The sequence below is a fragment of the Pseudomonas sp. Kh14 genome, from assembly GCF_900291005.1.
GTDB lineage: Bacteria > Pseudomonadota > Gammaproteobacteria > Pseudomonadales > Pseudomonadaceae > Aquipseudomonas > Aquipseudomonas alloputida.
Genome location: NZ_OLKJ01000027.1, coordinates 36,440 through 52,363 on the forward strand (window position 1 = coordinate 36,440; position 15,924 = coordinate 52,363).

Genomic DNA, 15,924 nt, shown 5'->3' on the forward strand with positions numbered 1-15,924 from the left:
CCTGGCTCTGGTAGCATGCGCCGCATGACGTATTCAGGAAGATTGACCTGGGGCCTGGTTTTCTGGGTTGCCAGTTTCGCAGCATGGGGCCAGAGCGAGTTGTTGGTGAAGGTGAAGCCGGCCAACAAGGCGCTCAAGGCCAATGTCGAAGGCTATATAGGCACATTGGGTGACCGCGACGAAGAAGCACTTTTGCGCTTCAGTCGCGGGGCAGAGGAGCAGGCGCGCAAAGCGGCGCAGGCACTCGGCTACTATCAGGCGCAGATCGATACCGAGGTCAAGCCCGCCAGCGACGCCGACCATCCCCCACAACTGATCATCAGCATCAACCCGGGCGAACCGATTCGCCTGCGCAACGTGACCGTGCGCATCGAGGGTCCAGCCAGCGAGATGAAGGCCTTCCGCGTGCCTGACAGCAAGGCGCTGCGGACGGGTGAACAACTCAATCACGGCCATTACGAGGATGCCAAGCGGCTGATCCAGAACCAGGCGTCGCGCTATGGCTTCTTCAGTGGGCGCTTCAGTAGCCAGCGCCTGGCCGTCGATCCGCAAGCCGGTGTGGCCGATATCGACCTGGTCTACCAGAGCGGCCCACGTTATCGCCTGGGCGCCGTCACTTTTGGTGGCGACACGCCGTTGGACGAGGACCTGCTGCAGCGCATGGTTTCGTTCAAGCCGGGTACCCCCTACGACTCGGAACTGATCGCAGAGCTGAACAATGACCTGCAATCGAGCGGCTATTTCGAAGGCGTGCGCGTGGATGCGGCGCCCACTGCTGCTGTGGGCGAAGAGGTCCCGGTGGATGTTCACCTGGAAACCCGTAAACCACGCACCATGGGCCTTGGCCTGGGCTTCTCGACCGACGTCGGGCCGCGCGGCAAGGCCAACTGGACCCGCCACTGGGTCAACCCGCAAGGCCACAGCTATGGCTGGGAAACCGAACTGTCGGCACCGCGCCAGAACGTCGGCCTGTGGTATGACATTCCCCTCGACCCGCCGCTGACCGACAAGCTGCGCTTTGCCGGTGGCTACCAGAACGAGGAGCTTGCCGGCACCGACACGCTCAGCAAGCTGTTGACGGTCGGCCCCGAGTGGCACAGCAAGCTGCCCAGTGGCTGGCAGCGGGTGATTTCGCTCAAGTACCAACGCGAAGAATATCGTCTGGGCGACGACTCCGGGTTGAGCAACCTGCTGATGCCGGGCGTCAGCTATTCCTTCCTGCGCAGCGACAACCGTATCGATCCGCACAACGGCTATCGCCTGCAGTTCGATGTTCAAGGGGCCAAGGAAGGGCTGGTTTCCGACACCAACCTGCTGCACGGCAACATATTGCTCAAAGGCCTGACCACACTCGGCCACAACCACCGCTTTCTCGGACGCGTGCAGTTTGGTGGCAGTGCAACCAATGGCTTCAAGAACAATATTCCGCCGTCGCTGCGTTTCTTCGCGGGTGGCGACCAGAGTGTGCGCGGTTACGACTACCAGACCCTGTCGCCGAAGAACAGCGACGGTGACCGTATCGGCGGGCGCTACCTGGTGGCAGGCAGTGTCGAGTACCAGTATTCGCTGACCGAAAAATGGCGGGTCGCGACGTTCGTCGACCAAGGCAATTCGTTCAACGACCTGGAGCTGCCCAGCCTCAAGACCGGTGTCGGCTTTGGTGTGCGCTGGGTATCGCCAGTCGGGCCGCTGCGCCTGGACCTGGCCAAGGCGCTGGATGACGAAGGGGGCATTCGCCTGCACTTTTCCATGGGGCCCGAGCTGTGAAACGCGTAGTCAAATTTACTTCACTGGGCCTGCTGGGGGGCGTCGCGAGCGTGGGCCTGGTGCTCGGCTTGCTGCTGGGTACCCAGGCCGGCAGCCGCTGGGTACTGGGCCAGGTGCCCGGGCTTGAAGTGGCCGACTTCCAGGGGCGCCTGGCGGGCAGTTGGCAGGCCAGCCGGCTGAGTTGGGCCGACGGCGGCAGCACGGTAGAGATGCAGGCGCCGTTGCTGGCCTGGTCGCCTGCCTGCTTGCTGCGCGCAACCTTGTGCATTGATCGGTTGCAGGCAGACCGCATTGACATGGCCTTTGCGCCAAGCGCCGAACCGGCCGAGAGCGCCCCGCTGCAATTGCCGACCCTGCGTTTGCCGCTGGCCATCGAACTGGGCGAGGTCAAGGTCGGGCAGCTGCGCCTGGATGGCAGCGATCTGCTTGGCGATTTGCAACTGGCTGCGCACTGGACCAACAGCGGGATACGCATCGACAGCCTGCGGCTGCTGCGCGACGACCTGCAATTGAGCCTACAGGGCGACCTGCAACCCGAAGGCGACTGGCCGGTAACACTACAGGCGCAATTACAGTTGCCTGCGGTAGACGAAAAACCCTGGCAACTGGCACTGACGGCCAATGGCCAATTGCAGAAGACGTTGGAACTCGCCGGCACCAGCAGTGGTTACCTCGATGCCACATTGAGCGGGCAGTTGCAGGCACTGGCCGAGCACCTGCCGGCGACCTTGCACATCCGCTCCGAGGCGTTCAAGCCGGCTGGAGCGTTGCCTGACACCTTGCAATTGAACGCGCTCGAGCTCGATGCCAAGGGTGATCTGCTCAATGGCTATCAACTGTCCGGCAGGGCCAGCCTGCCGGCCGAGCAGTCACCGATCGCCTTGCTCCTGTCCGGTCTGGTCGACACTAAGGGCGCCAGGCTCGATGCCCTGGACCTGACCGCCAGCGAAAGCCAACGGGTCAAGCTGCAAGCCACGGCTGACTGGCAGCAAGGCCTGAGCGCTGATGCGCAACTGGACTGGCAGGACTTCCCGTGGTTACGCCTGTACCCACTCGAGACCCCGCCCGAAGTCACCCTCAAGCGCTTCAATACCCAGGTGCATTATCGCGATGGCAATTACCAGGGGACTTTCACCGGGGACCTGGATGGCCCGGCGGGAGCGTTCAGCATCGCCAGTCCGTTCGAAGGTGACCTCACCCAGGTGAAACTGCCGCAGTTGGCGCTGACCGCCGGCCAAGGCAAGGCAGCCGGCAGTGTCGCCGTACGTTTTGCCGACACCCTGGCCTGGGATGTCGACCTGCAGCTCTCCGCGCTCGATCCGGCCTATTGGCTAGCCGAACTGCCGGGTACCCTGGCGGGGCCACTGCGCAGCAAAGGCGAACTGAAAGGCGATGCGCTTACCCTGGATGCCCAGCTTGACCTCAAGGGCCGCCTGCGTGGCCAGCCGGCCATGCTCAAGGCCGAGGCCCAGGGGGCAGGGCAAAACTGGACCCTGGGCACACTGGCCATCCAGCTGGGTGACAACCGCATCAACGGCAGTGGCAGCTTGCAACAGCGCCTGGCGGGGCAAATCGATCTTGACTTGCCGCGCCTGGGCCAGTTGTGGCCAAGGCTGCAAGGCGGGGTCAAGGGCCGGCTGGATGTCGCCGGTACCTTGCAGGCCCCGCAAGGTACGCTCACCCTGCAGGGCCAGCGCTTGGCCCAGGCCGAAAACCGCCTGCAGCAGTTGGACCTGGATGCCCGCCTGGACAACGCCCAACGCGGTGTAGTCGGGCTCAAGGCAACCGGTATCCACCTGGGTGATACCGCCTTGGGCACGTTGCAGGTCAACGGCAAAGGCGACATTCGCCAACAGGCCTTGACCCTGGCGCTGGATGGCCCGCAGCTCAAGCTAGACCTTGGCCTGGATGGCCAGTTGAACAAAGGTGACTGGCGCGGCCGCCTGGCCACTGGCCGAATCCAGGCCGGTGGCCAGGACTGGCAGTTGCAGGCGCCGGCACGACTGCAGCGGCTGGCCAGCGGCCAGCTTGACTTCGGGGCCCACTGCTGGCGCTCCGGCCAGGCAAGCCTGTGTGGCGACGACCAGCGGCTGGCCCCCGAACCGCGCCTGCGCTACCACCTCAAGCAGTTCCCGCTGGGCAGCCTGGCCCAGTGGCTGCCGAAGGACTTTGCCTGGCAAGGCCTGCTCAATGCCGACATCAACCTGGACATCCCGGCCAGCGGCCCCAAGGGCACTATCGTTGTCGATGCCAGTGGCGGCACCCTGCGCGTGCGCGACAAAGGCCGCTGGATCGATTTCCCTTATCAGGCCCTGCGCCTGGACAGCACGTTGGCACCGCGGCGCATCGATACGCGCCTGGCGTTTCGCGGTGAGCGCCTGGGTGAGCTGAACGTCAACGCCCGGCTCGATCCGCTCGGCAAGAACAAACCGTTGTCGGGTGATTTCCGCCTGGCCGGGCTGGACCTGTCGGTGGCCCGCCCGTTCGTGCCCATGGTCGAACGCCTGGCCGGGCAGCTCAATGGCAGTGGTCGGCTTTCAGGCACCTTGCTGGCACCTCAGGTCAACGGCAACCTGATGCTCAGCGGTGGCGAAGTCAGTGGCGCCGAGCTACCGGCCAGCCTTCAGGACCTGTCATTGCAGGCGCTGATTGCCGGCGAGCAAGTGCAGCTCAACGGTAACTGGCGCAGTGGCGAGGCGGGACGTGGCCAGTTGAGCGGCAGCCTCACCTGGGGGCAGGCACTGGGCATGGACGTGCGTCTGCAAGGCCAGCAACTGCCGGTCGCGGTCGAGCCCTACGCCACACTGGAAGTTGCCCCGGACCTGACCTTGCGCCTGATCGATGACAAGCTGGCGGTGACCGGCAAGGTGCAGGTGCCCAAGGGCAAGATCACTGTACGTGAGCTGCCGCCGTCCACGGTCAAGGTGTCGGATGACACGGTAATCGTCGGTCACCAGACCGAGGAAGGCAAACCACCCATGGCAATGGCCATGGACATCGATGTCGAAGTCGGCCGCGACAAGCTGTCGTTCAGCGGCTTCGGGCTGACTGCCAATCTGCTGGGTCATGTGCACATCGGCGATAACCTCGATACCCGTGGCGAACTGAGCCTGGCAGACGGCCGCTACCGCGCCTACGGCCAGCGCCTCACCATACGCCGGGCGCGTCTGCTGTTCGCCGGCCCGATCGACCAGCCATACCTGGACATCGAGGCGATCCGCAAGGTTGACGATGTAATAGCCGGCATCCGCCTGAGCGGCAGCGCCGAGCAGCCGACGACCAAAGTGTTCTCGGAGCCGGCCATGAGCCAGGAGCAGGCGCTTTCGTACCTGGTCTTGGGCCGGCCATTGGGCAATACCGGCGAAGATAACAACATGCTCGCCGAGGCGGCGCTGGGCCTGGGCCTTGCCGGGAGCGCCGGCATTACCGGCAGCCTGGCGTCGAGCCTGGGGATCGACGACTTTCAGCTGGATACCGAAGGTTCTGGCAACAGCACCAGCGTGGTCGCCAGCGGTAACCTTACCGAGAAGCTCAGCCTTCGTTACGGGGTGGGCGTGTTCGAACCGGCCAACACGATCGCGTTGCGTTACAAGCTGAGCAAGAAGGTTTACCTCGAGGCCGCCAGTGGGCTGGCAAGCTCTCTGGACATCTTCTACAAGCGCGACTTCTAGGCCCGACAGCGTGGCGGCCATCAACGGACGGTGGCCGCCTCAATGAACTCGTTGGTGTCGGGTGAGGGCGGTGGGGGGGTGGCGCGTACCGGGACGATCAGGTTGGTGTATTCCTCGATCAACCGGTTCAGGGCCTCTGGCGGTTCGCTTGCCTGGAACTGCATGCGGATCTGCACTTCATCCGGGTCTCGGTTTTCGCCCTGACGGCCTTGGCCGCCAATGGTGACCTTGAAGCTCGCGGCCTTGCTCTCGCTTGCGGTCAGCAGTGCCTGCTGCGCCTCGGTGCCTTTGACCCTTACCGACAGGTCGACCTGCATGCGCTCAAGGGCCAGGCCTTTCGGTGACACTAGCGCAAACAGGGGGACGCGCATGATGTGTTGCCCATCCATGGCCACCTCGACCATCTTGGCTTTCATGGGGGCGCCTAGCGCCTCGGTGTCGCACTCGAAAAACTGGTCGAACAGGTTGATGTACTGCTGGGCAATCAGGCTGTTGGTGGCACTGGCGGCTTCTTGCAGGCCACGGGTAATTTCACGTAGGTCAATGGAGGTCATGGGGGCGGGGGGCTTTTGCAATGATTCGACTCCTCAGGCCAGGGTGTGCCCCTCCCGCTACTGGCAGGAGGGGCAATGGGTCAAGCGCTAGCGTTTTGCGGGGTCGGCAGGTTTGCAGGCTCGGGCTGTTTCAAGGTGTCCGCCTGGGATATTTCGTCCGGGCTTTCCAGTGCGGCGGTTCGGACAACGGTTGGCTTGGTTGCGGCGTCAGTGAGGAACTCGATTACCCTCATCATCGCTTCGGGCGGTTCCTGACGCTTCAGGGTCGTGTTGAAGGCATAGCGGGCACGGGTATCTGATTTGCGGGTTTGCGTGGATTTGTGGCTCACGCTGCCTTTCACGTTCAGCCTGAACGGCCCCCATCCCAGTGAGCCGGTAACTTCTGCATTCATGTCCTTGTTGGAAATATCTTCCGACATCTGGTTGATAACCAGCTCGAACTCTACATTGCCCTCTTCGATGGAAATGTTCGGATGGGTAATGGCCGCCATCAGCGGCACTTTCATGGTCTTGCTGACTACGCCTTTGTATTCGCCCTGTTCGTCGACGATGGTTTCGTCGTAGTCGAACTGGATGGCTACTGCCTTGCCATCCTGGACGCATACCTGCATCAGGAAGTCGGCGTACGATTTGCTGGCGGTTACCTGCGCCTGGACCATGGCCTGCAAGGGGCCGGCGATCATACGGTCCATCGGCAGGGCATTGATCACGGAGCCTATAAGGCTGTTATCTATCGACATATCGGGAAGCTCGCTCTATTTAGTGGGGGTAAGGCCGCCGCGAATAGCAGCCAAGTTGTCCGGGCGTCAGCGCGTGCATAGCTCCTGGCGCCGGATGTTGCCGATCTGCCGCAGGCTCAGGCCGTACTTGTTGGCCAGCAGGCTGCGGGACAAACCGTTGGCGCTCTCCTTCTGGATCTGCTGGTTGCGCAGCTGACGCAGAAAGTGGTCAGCCTTGGGGATCTCCAGGGCGACCCCGGCAAAGCGCTTGATCAGTGCGTCGAGCGCTTCGGCCGGCAGCACGTCAGCGAGCTTGGTGCGCTCGCGGTGCTTGGGGATGTACTTGGGCCTGCCGCCGTAGGCGCAGGTCAGTTGGTAGGCGTTTTCGATGCCGATACAGTCGATCAGGGCCTGCAGCGAGTGGGGCAGTTGGCTGATATCAATCTGGCTCAAATCTGGCATTTGCATATGGCGCTCCTTCGGGGTAGATGGGATGTGCGACCCGATCACCCGCGGCGTTATGTCGAAGGTGTGAGCAAATTCTGTGCGACAGCCGAGGCACGTCGCTAGGCGGCATATGGGTTGGGGGTTGTAGCTTCGGTGAACAGGATTTGCAGGCAGCGATATCTGGCGCTGTAGGAAATGGCGTCGACATCTGGCTGTGCCTCCTGGTTTCCTGTCGGGTCGCTCGCGATGATGCGGAGCGGGTGCGGCACCCCTCAATCGCACGGGTAGCTGCTCAGCAAGCTGGCGCTACCCAGATAGGCTTGAGGAGTGGCGCGCATGCCCTGCGGCAACGTGCGCCAATCGACCAGCAGGCACAGCGCGTGCAACGGCCGGCCGTTGCGCTGGCCGATGACCTGGTCGGCAAAGTGGCGGCGGTACAGTACCTGGGTCTGACGCATTGGCTGTGCCTGGTCGGCCTGCGCCAGCGTTTGTCGGGCCAGGTCGGGCAAGCGGGCTGTGGGCACGCTGAAATGTACCGGTGCAGTTTCGGTCTGCAGGTAGCCGGCCTGGCGTACGCGTTGCCACAGTTGTTGCCATTGGCTGGCACCGGCATGGGTGGCCAGCTCGCGGCCCAGTTCGAGCAGGTGTTCTGCCGGCGTCTGCTGGGTGTCCAGTGCATGAAGGGAGAGCGGGGTCAGCAACAGCGATGCGAACAGCAGGGGTTTGTACATGGTGCCTCCGGCGTGGGTGCTAGGAAGCCCCATGCTTTCAGGCTGACGTCACCCCACCCAGCAGGAAATCCAGCGCCGGGGGCGGTGACCGTTGTATCATTGCCGCGGCTCGTTGCGAGCCATTTGCCCCTGATGTTGCAAGGAACATTCGATGACACACGTGCAGCGCCTCAAATATTCACTTCTGATCATCCTGGTGGTACTGGGCCTGATGCTGGGCCTGTCCCACCTGCAGAAGCAGGGCACGATCAGTGAGCAGACCTTCCAGATGCTGGCCATCGCCATTGCCGTGGTGGTCGTGGTGATCAACGGCATTCTGCGGCGCAAGGTCAAGCCCTGATCTACGCGGGCCGGCCAGGTATGGCCGGCCATGCGCTCAACGCGAGGGTGTTTGCTCCAGTACGGCGCGCGCCTGGGGGTTGAGCCTGTAGCACTTGTCGCTACCCAGTTGTATGACGCCTTCGGTGCACAGGCGCTTGAGCACTTCACGCACACTTAGGAACGACAGCGGGATATCCAGTTGTTCCAGTTGTGCGTGCACCCCGCGCACGCCAATACTGCGGCCATTGCGGTCGGCGGCGTGCAAGGCGTCGATAACCTTGAGGCGGATCAGGCTGGTGCGCAGGCCGAAGGTGCGCAACAGCTCGCGGATCTGTTCGTTGCCGATTCGTTCTTCAGCAAACACGTCCTGTTCCTTGGACGTTTTGCCTGGGACGCGCCCTGCCTGGATCGAGGTTTGCGGGTTGTACATGCGAATGCTCCTTTTCGTGGACGAACCCGAAATGTGGGTGGCTCACTTACTAGGACGAATGAGCACGCAAAAACTGCAACCCATTCGTGAAAAAAAGCCCTGTTTCTCATCAAGACGTTTCATCGCCTTGTAATACGTAAAATATTCATCTGGCCATTCGTCTGATCGGGATGACCCCCGAACCCGAGGAGTGCCCGTGTTTCCATTTTGCCGCCCCATGACCTGCGCCGGCCTGGCCGCTGCCCTGGTGGCCTTCAGTGTCGGTGTGCAGGCGCACCCCGCGCCAGCCGACGCCAGTGCCCAGATCCGCTATACCCGTTACGGCGTACCGCATATCGTGGCCAAGGATGAGCGTGGCCTGGGCTATGGCGTCGGCTATGCCTACGCCCAGGACAACCTATGCCTGCTCGCCAATGAAGTGCTGACCGTGAGCGGTGAGCGCTCGCGCTATTTCGGCGCCAAGGGCAAGACCCTGGAGCAGCGTGACAACCTGGCCAGCGACCTGTTCTTCACCTGGCTCAATAGCCCAGCGGCGGTCGATGCCTTCCTGCAGGCGCAACCCGCGCCGGTGCAGGCTTTGCTGGCGGGTTATGCCAGCGGCTACAACCGGGCGTTGGTCGAACGCCGTCGTCAAGGGCTGCCCGCCGAGTGTGGCGATGGTGAGTGGGTGCGGCCCATCAGCAGCCAGGATCTGGTCAAACTGACCCGCCGTTTACTGGCCGAGGGCGGTGTCGGGCAGTTCGTCGAGGCGTTGGCAGGGGCGCAACCGCCAACGCTGACCCGTCAGCAATCGTCAGCGGGCTTTGCCACCGCGTTGGCCCGGCAGGAGCGGTTCGCCGCGGAGCGCGGCAGCAATGCGGTGGCAGTAGGCGCGCAGCGCTCAGCCAATGGCCGCGGCCTGTTGCTGGCCAACCCGCACTTCCCGTGGATGGGTGGCATGCGCTTCTACCAGATGCAACTGACCATTCCCGGTCAGCTCGATGTGATGGGCGCGGCGTTACCAGGCCTGCCGGTGGTCAACATTGGTTTCAACCAGCACCTGGCGTGGACGCACACCGTCGACACCTCCAAGCACTTCACGCTCTACCGCCTGCAACTCGACCCCAAAGACCCGACCCGCTATGTGCTCGATGGCAAGTCGCTGCCGATGGCCCGGCAAACCATCCGTGTTGCGGTCAAGGGCACGGATGGCAGCCTGAGCCAGATTGAGCGGCCGGTCTACAGTTCGCAGTTTGGCCCGGTGGTGCAATGGCCAGGCCGCCTGGACTGGGATGCGCAGGCGGCCTACAGCGTGCGAGACGCCAACCTCGAGAACTCACGGGTTTTGCAGCAGTGGTACCAGATCAACCGAGCCGACAGCCTGGCGGCATTGAAGGGATCGGTCGAGCAGTTGCAAGGTATCCCTTGGGTCAACACGCTGGCCGTGGATCAGGGAGGGCGGGCCTTGTACCTTAACCAGTCGGTAGTGCCCTATGTTGACCAGCAACTGTTGGATACCTGCAGCAACCCGCAGGCGCAAGGGCGCCTGGTGGTGCTGGATGGCTCGCGTAGCACATGCCAGTGGAAGGTTGACGCGCAGGCGGCACAACCGGGTATCTTTCCGGCGCGGCTGTTGCCAAGCCTGGAGCGTGAAGACTTCGTTCAGAACTCCAACGACCCGGCCTGGATGGCCAACCCGGCGCAGCCGCTGACCGGCTACTCTCCACTGGTCAGCCGCAATGACCAGCCACTGGGCATGCGTGGTCGCTTCGCCTTGCAACGCCTGCAGGGCAAAGCCCGGTTAGGTGCAGATGAACTGCAGCGCATGGTCACCGATGACGAGGTGTACCTGGCCAGCCTGGTGTTGCCAGACCTGCTGCAATGGTGCAAGGGCGCCAGCGCAGATGTGCAGGCCGTGTGCAGCAGCCTGGCCGCCTGGAACGGCAAGGCCGACCTCGACAGTGGTATGGGCCTGGTGCACTTCCAGAACCTGTTCAATGCGCTGGCCGAGCACCCGGAAAGCTGGCGAGTGGCATTCAACCCGGCCGACCCGCAGCACACCCCGCGCGGCCTGGCTGTCGAGCAGGCGGCGGTGAGCAGGCTGGTACATCAGGCAGCACTGGCGTCGCTCAAGCAGGTCAGTGAAAGTGGCGTTGCCGGGCAAGCGCGCTGGGGGCAGGTGCAACAGGCCCTTGATGGTACGCCGGTACCAGGCGGCCCGCAGGCGCTAGGGGTGTACAACGCGATCTACAGCGTGCCGCACGGGCAGGGCAAACGGCTGGTGGTGAGTGGCACCAGCTACCTGCAACTGGTCAGCTTTACCGACAAGGGCCCAGAAGCCCGTGGCCTGCTTGCGTTTTCCCAGTCGAGTGAGAAGGCTTCGGCGCATGCCAGTGACCAGACCAAGGCATTTGCGGCCAAGCAATTGGCGGTGATTCCGTTTACCGAGGCCCAGATCAAGGCAGACCCGGAGTATCGGGAAGTGGTGATCAGTGAGCGGGACAAGGGGGCGGTAGTCAGCCAGCCCTGAGGCGTCAGCCTGCGCCGGCCCATTCGCGGGTAAACCCGCTCCTACAGGGGTCTGCGGGCTTGCCCGCGAGACCCTGTAATGTCAGGAAAACTCGAACGGCGCCAACTGAAAGCCCTGTTCGTCAACCTGCAAGGCCCAACCGCGGCGGTCCCAGTCGCCCAGCACGATACGCCGTGCCGGCTGGCCACCGACCATCAGCTTGTGAATCGCTGGCCGATGGGTATGGCCATGCACCAAGGTGCGCACGCCATGCGCCGCCATCACCTTGGGGACTTCTTCCGGCGTGACGTCGACGATTTCGGTGGACTTCATCCGCACTTGCGTGCGGCTTTCGCTGCGCAGCTTGCGTGCCAGCTTGTAGCGGGCCGACAGCGGCAGGTGGCGCAGGATCCACAAGCTCAGCGGATTGCGCAGCAGGCGGCGCATCTTCATGTAGCCCAGGTCTCGGGTGCACAGGGTGTCGCCGTGCATCAGCAGCACCTGTTCACCGCCCAGCTCGATCACGCTGGGGTCGCTCAACAAGGTGCAGCCAGCGGCATCGCAGAAGGCCTGGCCAATCAGGAAGTCACGGTTGCCATGCATCAGGTAGATGGCCGTGCCACTGTCGCTCAGCCGGCGCATGGCCTGGCAGATCGACTGCTGGAAGGGCGTCATGGCATCGTCGCCAATCCACGCTTCGAAGAAGTCACCAAGGATGTACAGGGCCTTGGCGTGGCGGGCGCGGCCATCGAGCAGATCAAGAAACGCCCGGGATATATCCGGGCGTTCTTCTTGCAGGTGCAGATCAGAGATCAGCAGAATCACTCAATGATCTCGGCTTTCTCGATGATCACGTCGTCCTTCGGTACGTCCTGGTGGCCAGCTTTGGAACCGGTAGCCACTTTTTCGATGGCGTCGACCACTTCACGGCCTTCGATCACTTCACCGAATACGGCATAACCCCAGCCTTGCACGTTCTTGCCGCTGTGGTTGAGGAAGTCGTTGTCGGAGGCGTTGATGAAGAACTGCGCCGAGGCGGAGTGCGGCTCCATGGTACGGGCCATGGCAATGCTGTACTTCTTGTTCTTCAGGCCGTTGTCGGCTTCGTTCTGGATGCTTGCGCGGGTTTTCTTCTGGCTCATGCCGGCCTCGAAGCCGCCGCCCTGGATCATGAAGCCTTTGATCACACGGTGGAACACGGTGCCATTGTAGTGGCCGTCCTTGACGTACTGAACGAAGTTTTCGGTAGTCAGTGGCGCTTTCTCGGCGTCCAGTTGCAGGACGATGTCGCCGTGGTTGGTGCTCAGTTTGACTTTGGACATGCTGAAACTCGCTCTTTCAAGGCAATCAGAAATTAGGGTGCGCAGGGCGCGGGTTATCACCAGACGCAGGATCAGGCGATCGCGACACATGGCGCGCACTGGCCATTTTGCCAGGCTGCGGCAAAAAGCCGTGATAAATCACATCAGTTTGTCCGGGCGCGGCTGTCAGCAGCTTGACTGCTTCGGCTATGATAGGCCCTTTGATTCAATCGGCCTACCCAGGCTGGACACACGCATTCAAGGATCCTATGAGCAAGCCCACTGCCGACAACGCGCCCAACGCCGCTGCCAAAGGCGCCCCCGCTGTCCCTGCGAACTTCCTGCGGCCGATCATCCAGGCCGACCTGGACTCGGGCAAGCACAGCAGCATCGTCACCCGTTTCCCGCCGGAGCCCAATGGTTATCTGCACATCGGCCACGCCAAGTCGATCTGCGTCAACTTCGGCCTGGCCAAGGAATTCGGCGGCGTCTGCCACCTGCGTTTCGACGATACCAACCCGGCCAAGGAAGACCAGGAGTACATCGACGCCATCCAGAGCGATGTGAAGTGGCTGGGCTTCGACTGGGCCGGCGACGTGCGCTATGCCTCCGACTATTTCGACCAGTTGCACGATTGGGCGGTCGAGCTGATCAAGCGCGGCAAGGCCTACGTCTGCGACCTCACCCCTGAGCAAGCCAAGGAATACCGCGGCAACCTCAAGGAGCCGGGCAAGAACAGCCCGTTCCGCGAGCGTAGCGTGGAAGAAAACCTCGACCTGTTCGCCCGCATGAAGGCTGGCGAATTCCAGGACGGCGAGCGTGTGCTGCGGGCCAAGATCGACATGGCCTCGCCAAACATGAACCTGCGCGACCCTATCCTGTACCGCATTCGCCATGCCCACCACCACCAGACCGGCGACAAGTGGTGCATCTACCCCAACTACGACTTCACCCACGGCCAGTCGGACGCCATCGAGGGCATTACCCACTCGATCTGCACCCTGGAGTTCGAAGGGCATCGTCCGCTGTACGACTGGTTCCTCGACAACCTGCCGGTGCCGGCACACCCGCGCCAGTACGAGTTCAGCCGCCTGAACCTGAACTACACCATTACCTCCAAGCGCAAGCTCAAGCAGCTTGTGGACGAGAAGCACGTCGACGCCTGGGACGACCCACGCATGTCGACCCTGTCCGGCTTCCGTCGCCGTGGCTACACGCCGGCTTCGATCCGCAACTTCTGCGAAATGATCGGCACCAACCGTTCCGACGGTGTGGTCGACATGTCGATGCTCGAGTTCAGCATCCGTGACGACCTGGACCGCACCGCGCCACGCGCGATGTGCGTGCTGCGCCCGCTGAAAGTGGTCATCACCAACTACCCTGAAGGCCAGGTCGAGCAGCTTGAGCTGCCACGTCACCCGAAGGAAGACATGGGCGTGCGTGTGCTGCCGTTCTCCCGCGAGCTGTACATCGACCGCGACGACTTCATGGAAGAGCCGCCGAAGGGCTACAAGCGCCTGGAACCGGCCGGTGAAGTGCGCCTGCGCGGCAGCTACGTGATTCGTGCTGACGAAGCGATCAAGGACGCCGATGGCAATATCGTCGAACTGCGTTGCTCGTACGACCCGGACACCCTGGGCAAGAACCCTGAAGGCCGCAAGGTCAAGGGCGTGATCCACTGGGTGCCGGCCGAGGGCAGCGTCGAGTGCGAAGTGCGCCTGTACGACCGCCTGTTCCGCTCGCCGAACCCGGAAAAGACCGAGGAGGGCGGCAGCTTCCTGGACAACATCAACCCTGCTTCGCTGCAAGTGCTCAGCGGTTGCCGTGCCGAGCCGTCGCTGGCCCAGGCGCAGCCCGAAGACCGCTTCCAGTTCGAGCGCGAAGGCTACTTCTGCGCTGACCTGAAAGACAGCCAGCCGGGCCGCCCGGTGTTCAACCGCACTGTCACCCTGCGTGACTCCTGGGGCAGCTGAGGAACCGCCGTGCTTACCATCTACAACACGCTGAGCAAAACCAAGGAAGTCTTCAAGCCGCTGGATGGCAACAAGGTGCGCATGTACGTGTGCGGCATGACCGTGTACGACTACTGCCACCTGGGCCATGGCCGCAGCATGGTGGCCTTCGACCTGGTCACCCGCTGGCTGCGCAAGAGCGGCTATGAGCTGACCTACGTGCGCAACATCACCGACATCGATGACAAGATCATCAACCGGGCCAACGAGAACGGCGAAAGTTTCGACGCCCTGACCGCCCGCATGATCGACGCGATGCACGAAGACGAGCGCCGCCTGAACATTCTGCCGCCGGACCAGGAGCCGCGTGCCACCGACCATATCGCTGGCATGCACGCGATGATCCAGACCCTGATCGACAAAGGGTACGCCTACGCGCCAGGCAATGGCGACGTGTACTACCGGGTCGGCAAGTTCGTCGGCTACGGCAAGCTGTCGCGCAAGAAGATTGAAGACCTGCGTATCGGTGCACGCATCGAGGTCGACGAAGCCAAGCAGGACCCGCTCGACTTCGTACTGTGGAAGGGCGTCAAGCCGGGCGAGCCGAGCTGGGAATCGCCATGGGGCCCGGGTCGCCCGGGCTGGCACATCGAGTGCTCGGTGATGTCCACCTGCTGCCTGGGCGAGAGCTTCGACATTCACGGTGGCGGCAGCGACCTGGAGTTCCCGCACCACGAGAACGAGATTGCCCAGAGCGAGGCGGCCACTGGCAAGCAGTACGCCAACGCCTGGATGCATTGCGGCATGATCCGTATCAACGGCGAGAAGATGTCCAAGTCGTTGAACAACTTCTTCACCATCCGCGACGTGCTCGAGAAGTACCACCCGGAGGTGGTGCGCTACCTGCTGGTGGCCAGCCACTACCGCAGCGCGATCAACTACTCGGAAGACAGCCTGCGTGACGCCAAGGGCGCGCTGGAGCGCTTCTACCACGCGCTGCGCGGCCTGCCACGGGTGGCGGCCAAGGGTGGCGAAGCGTTTGTCGAGCGCTTCAGCGTGGCGATGAACGACGACTTCGGCACCCCCGAAGCCTGTGCCGTTCTGTTCGATCTGGTGCGCGAGATCAACCGCCTGCGCGACAGCGACGTGGAGGCTGCTGCTGGCCTGGCCGGTCGACTGCGCGAGCTGGGTGATGTGCTGGGAGTGCTGCAACTGGAGGCCGATGACTTCCTGCGTGCCGGTGCCGAAGGCAAGGTCGATGCGGCTGAAGTCGAGGGCTTGATCCAGGCACGCCTGCAGGCGCGTGCGGACAAGAACTGGGCCGAGTCCGACCGCATTCGCGACCAGCTGACTGCCATGGGGGTGGTGCTGGAAGACAGCAAGGGCACGACTACCTGGCGTCTGGCTGACTGAAGTAACTGGGGCTGCGGTGCAGCCCTTCGCGGGCACGCCCGCTCCCACAGGGATGGACTGCCCCCCAAAAGTTGGACAGTTTTAAGCTGCAGCCTGAGCCCTGTATTCCACAGGGCTCAGGCCATTGAGT

General features: G+C 62.9%; 13 protein-coding genes. 6 read left to right on the top strand and 7 right to left on the bottom strand.

Going from position 1 to position 15,924, the window contains the following annotated elements; translation table 11 throughout:
* Window positions 1-24 precede the first annotated feature (24 nt).
* Together FQ668_RS13615 and FQ668_RS13620 are read left to right on the top strand one after the other, a co-directional pair.
* The gene (locus FQ668_RS13615) at window positions 25-1,767 is read left to right on the top strand and encodes an autotransporter assembly complex family protein (RefSeq protein WP_026031836.1); all 1,743 of its coding nucleotides are present in this window, start codon (window positions 25-27) and stop codon (window positions 1,765-1,767) included.
* The gene (locus FQ668_RS13620; RefSeq protein ID WP_019437143.1) at window positions 1,764-5,438 is read left to right on the top strand and encodes a translocation/assembly module TamB domain-containing protein; all 3,675 of its coding nucleotides are present in this window, start codon (window positions 1,764-1,766) and stop codon (window positions 5,436-5,438) included. The genes FQ668_RS13615 and FQ668_RS13620 overlap by 4 nt, the downstream gene beginning before the upstream one ends.
* 20 nt (window positions 5,439-5,458) lie before the next feature.
* On the opposite strand, the gene FQ668_RS13625 is transcribed toward FQ668_RS13620, so the two are convergent.
* The 4 genes from FQ668_RS13625 to FQ668_RS13640 all read right to left on the bottom strand — a co-directional run bounded on the left by FQ668_RS13625 (window position 5,459) and on the right by FQ668_RS13640 (window position 7,889).
* The gene (locus FQ668_RS13625; protein ID WP_019437142.1) at window positions 5,459-6,013 is read right to left on the bottom strand and encodes a DUF2589 domain-containing protein; all 555 of its coding nucleotides are present in this window, start codon (window positions 6,011-6,013) and stop codon (window positions 5,459-5,461) included.
* A 59-nt stretch (window positions 6,014-6,072) separates the two neighbouring features.
* A complete protein-coding gene (locus FQ668_RS13630) occupies window positions 6,073-6,732 on the bottom strand; it encodes a DUF2589 domain-containing protein (protein ID WP_019437141.1) in 660 nt (219 codons plus the stop codon).
* Window positions 6,733-6,798: 66 nt separating this feature from the next.
* A complete protein-coding gene (locus FQ668_RS13635) occupies window positions 6,799-7,179 on the bottom strand; it encodes a Mor transcription activator family protein (RefSeq protein ID WP_003248057.1) in 381 nt (126 codons plus the stop codon).
* A gap of 251 nt (window positions 7,180-7,430) precedes the next feature.
* Window positions 7,431-7,889, bottom strand: coding sequence for a hypothetical protein (locus FQ668_RS13640; protein WP_014591240.1), 459 nt, complete (start codon window positions 7,887-7,889; stop codon window positions 7,431-7,433).
* 151 nt (window positions 7,890-8,040) lie between these two features.
* Between FQ668_RS13640 and FQ668_RS13645 the strand changes: the two genes are divergently transcribed.
* On the top strand, window positions 8,041-8,229 hold the full coding sequence (locus FQ668_RS13645; protein ID WP_003248064.1) for a hypothetical protein: 189 nt from the start codon (window positions 8,041-8,043) through the stop codon (window positions 8,227-8,229).
* 36 nt (window positions 8,230-8,265) lie between these two features.
* Here FQ668_RS13645 and FQ668_RS13650 read toward each other — a convergent pair whose 3' ends face one another.
* Window positions 8,266-8,640 (bottom strand): fe2+ zn2+ uptake regulation protein, encoded by a 375-nt coding sequence (locus FQ668_RS13650; RefSeq protein ID WP_019437140.1) that lies wholly within the window; start codon window positions 8,638-8,640, stop codon window positions 8,266-8,268.
* A gap of 217 nt (window positions 8,641-8,857) precedes the next feature.
* On the opposite strand from FQ668_RS13650, the gene FQ668_RS13655 reads away from it, so the two are divergent.
* Window positions 8,858-11,149: an acylase gene (locus tag FQ668_RS13655; RefSeq protein WP_031307074.1), complete on the top strand. Its 2,292-nt coding sequence runs from the start codon at window positions 8,858-8,860 to the stop codon at window positions 11,147-11,149.
* An 81-nt stretch (window positions 11,150-11,230) separates the two neighbouring features.
* Here FQ668_RS13655 and FQ668_RS13660 read toward each other — a convergent pair whose 3' ends face one another.
* Window positions 11,231-11,953, bottom strand: coding sequence for a UDP-2,3-diacylglucosamine diphosphatase (locus FQ668_RS13660; RefSeq protein WP_014591237.1), 723 nt, complete (start codon window positions 11,951-11,953; stop codon window positions 11,231-11,233).
* Entirely contained in the window at window positions 11,950-12,450 is a 501-nt protein-coding gene (locus FQ668_RS13665) for a peptidylprolyl isomerase (RefSeq protein WP_010953805.1), read from the bottom strand. Before FQ668_RS13665 ends, FQ668_RS13660 begins: the two co-directional genes overlap by 4 nt.
* 248 nt (window positions 12,451-12,698) lie before the next feature.
* Between FQ668_RS13665 and FQ668_RS13670 the strand changes: the two genes are divergently transcribed.
* A complete protein-coding gene (locus FQ668_RS13670; protein ID WP_003248073.1) occupies window positions 12,699-14,402 on the top strand; it encodes a glutamine--tRNA ligase/YqeY domain fusion protein in 1,704 nt (567 codons plus the stop codon).
* A gap of 9 nt (window positions 14,403-14,411) precedes the next feature.
* A complete protein-coding gene (gene cysS / locus FQ668_RS13675) occupies window positions 14,412-15,794 on the top strand; it encodes a cysteine--tRNA ligase (RefSeq protein ID WP_014591235.1) in 1,383 nt (460 codons plus the stop codon).
* The last annotated feature ends 130 nt before the right edge of the window (window positions 15,795-15,924 follow it).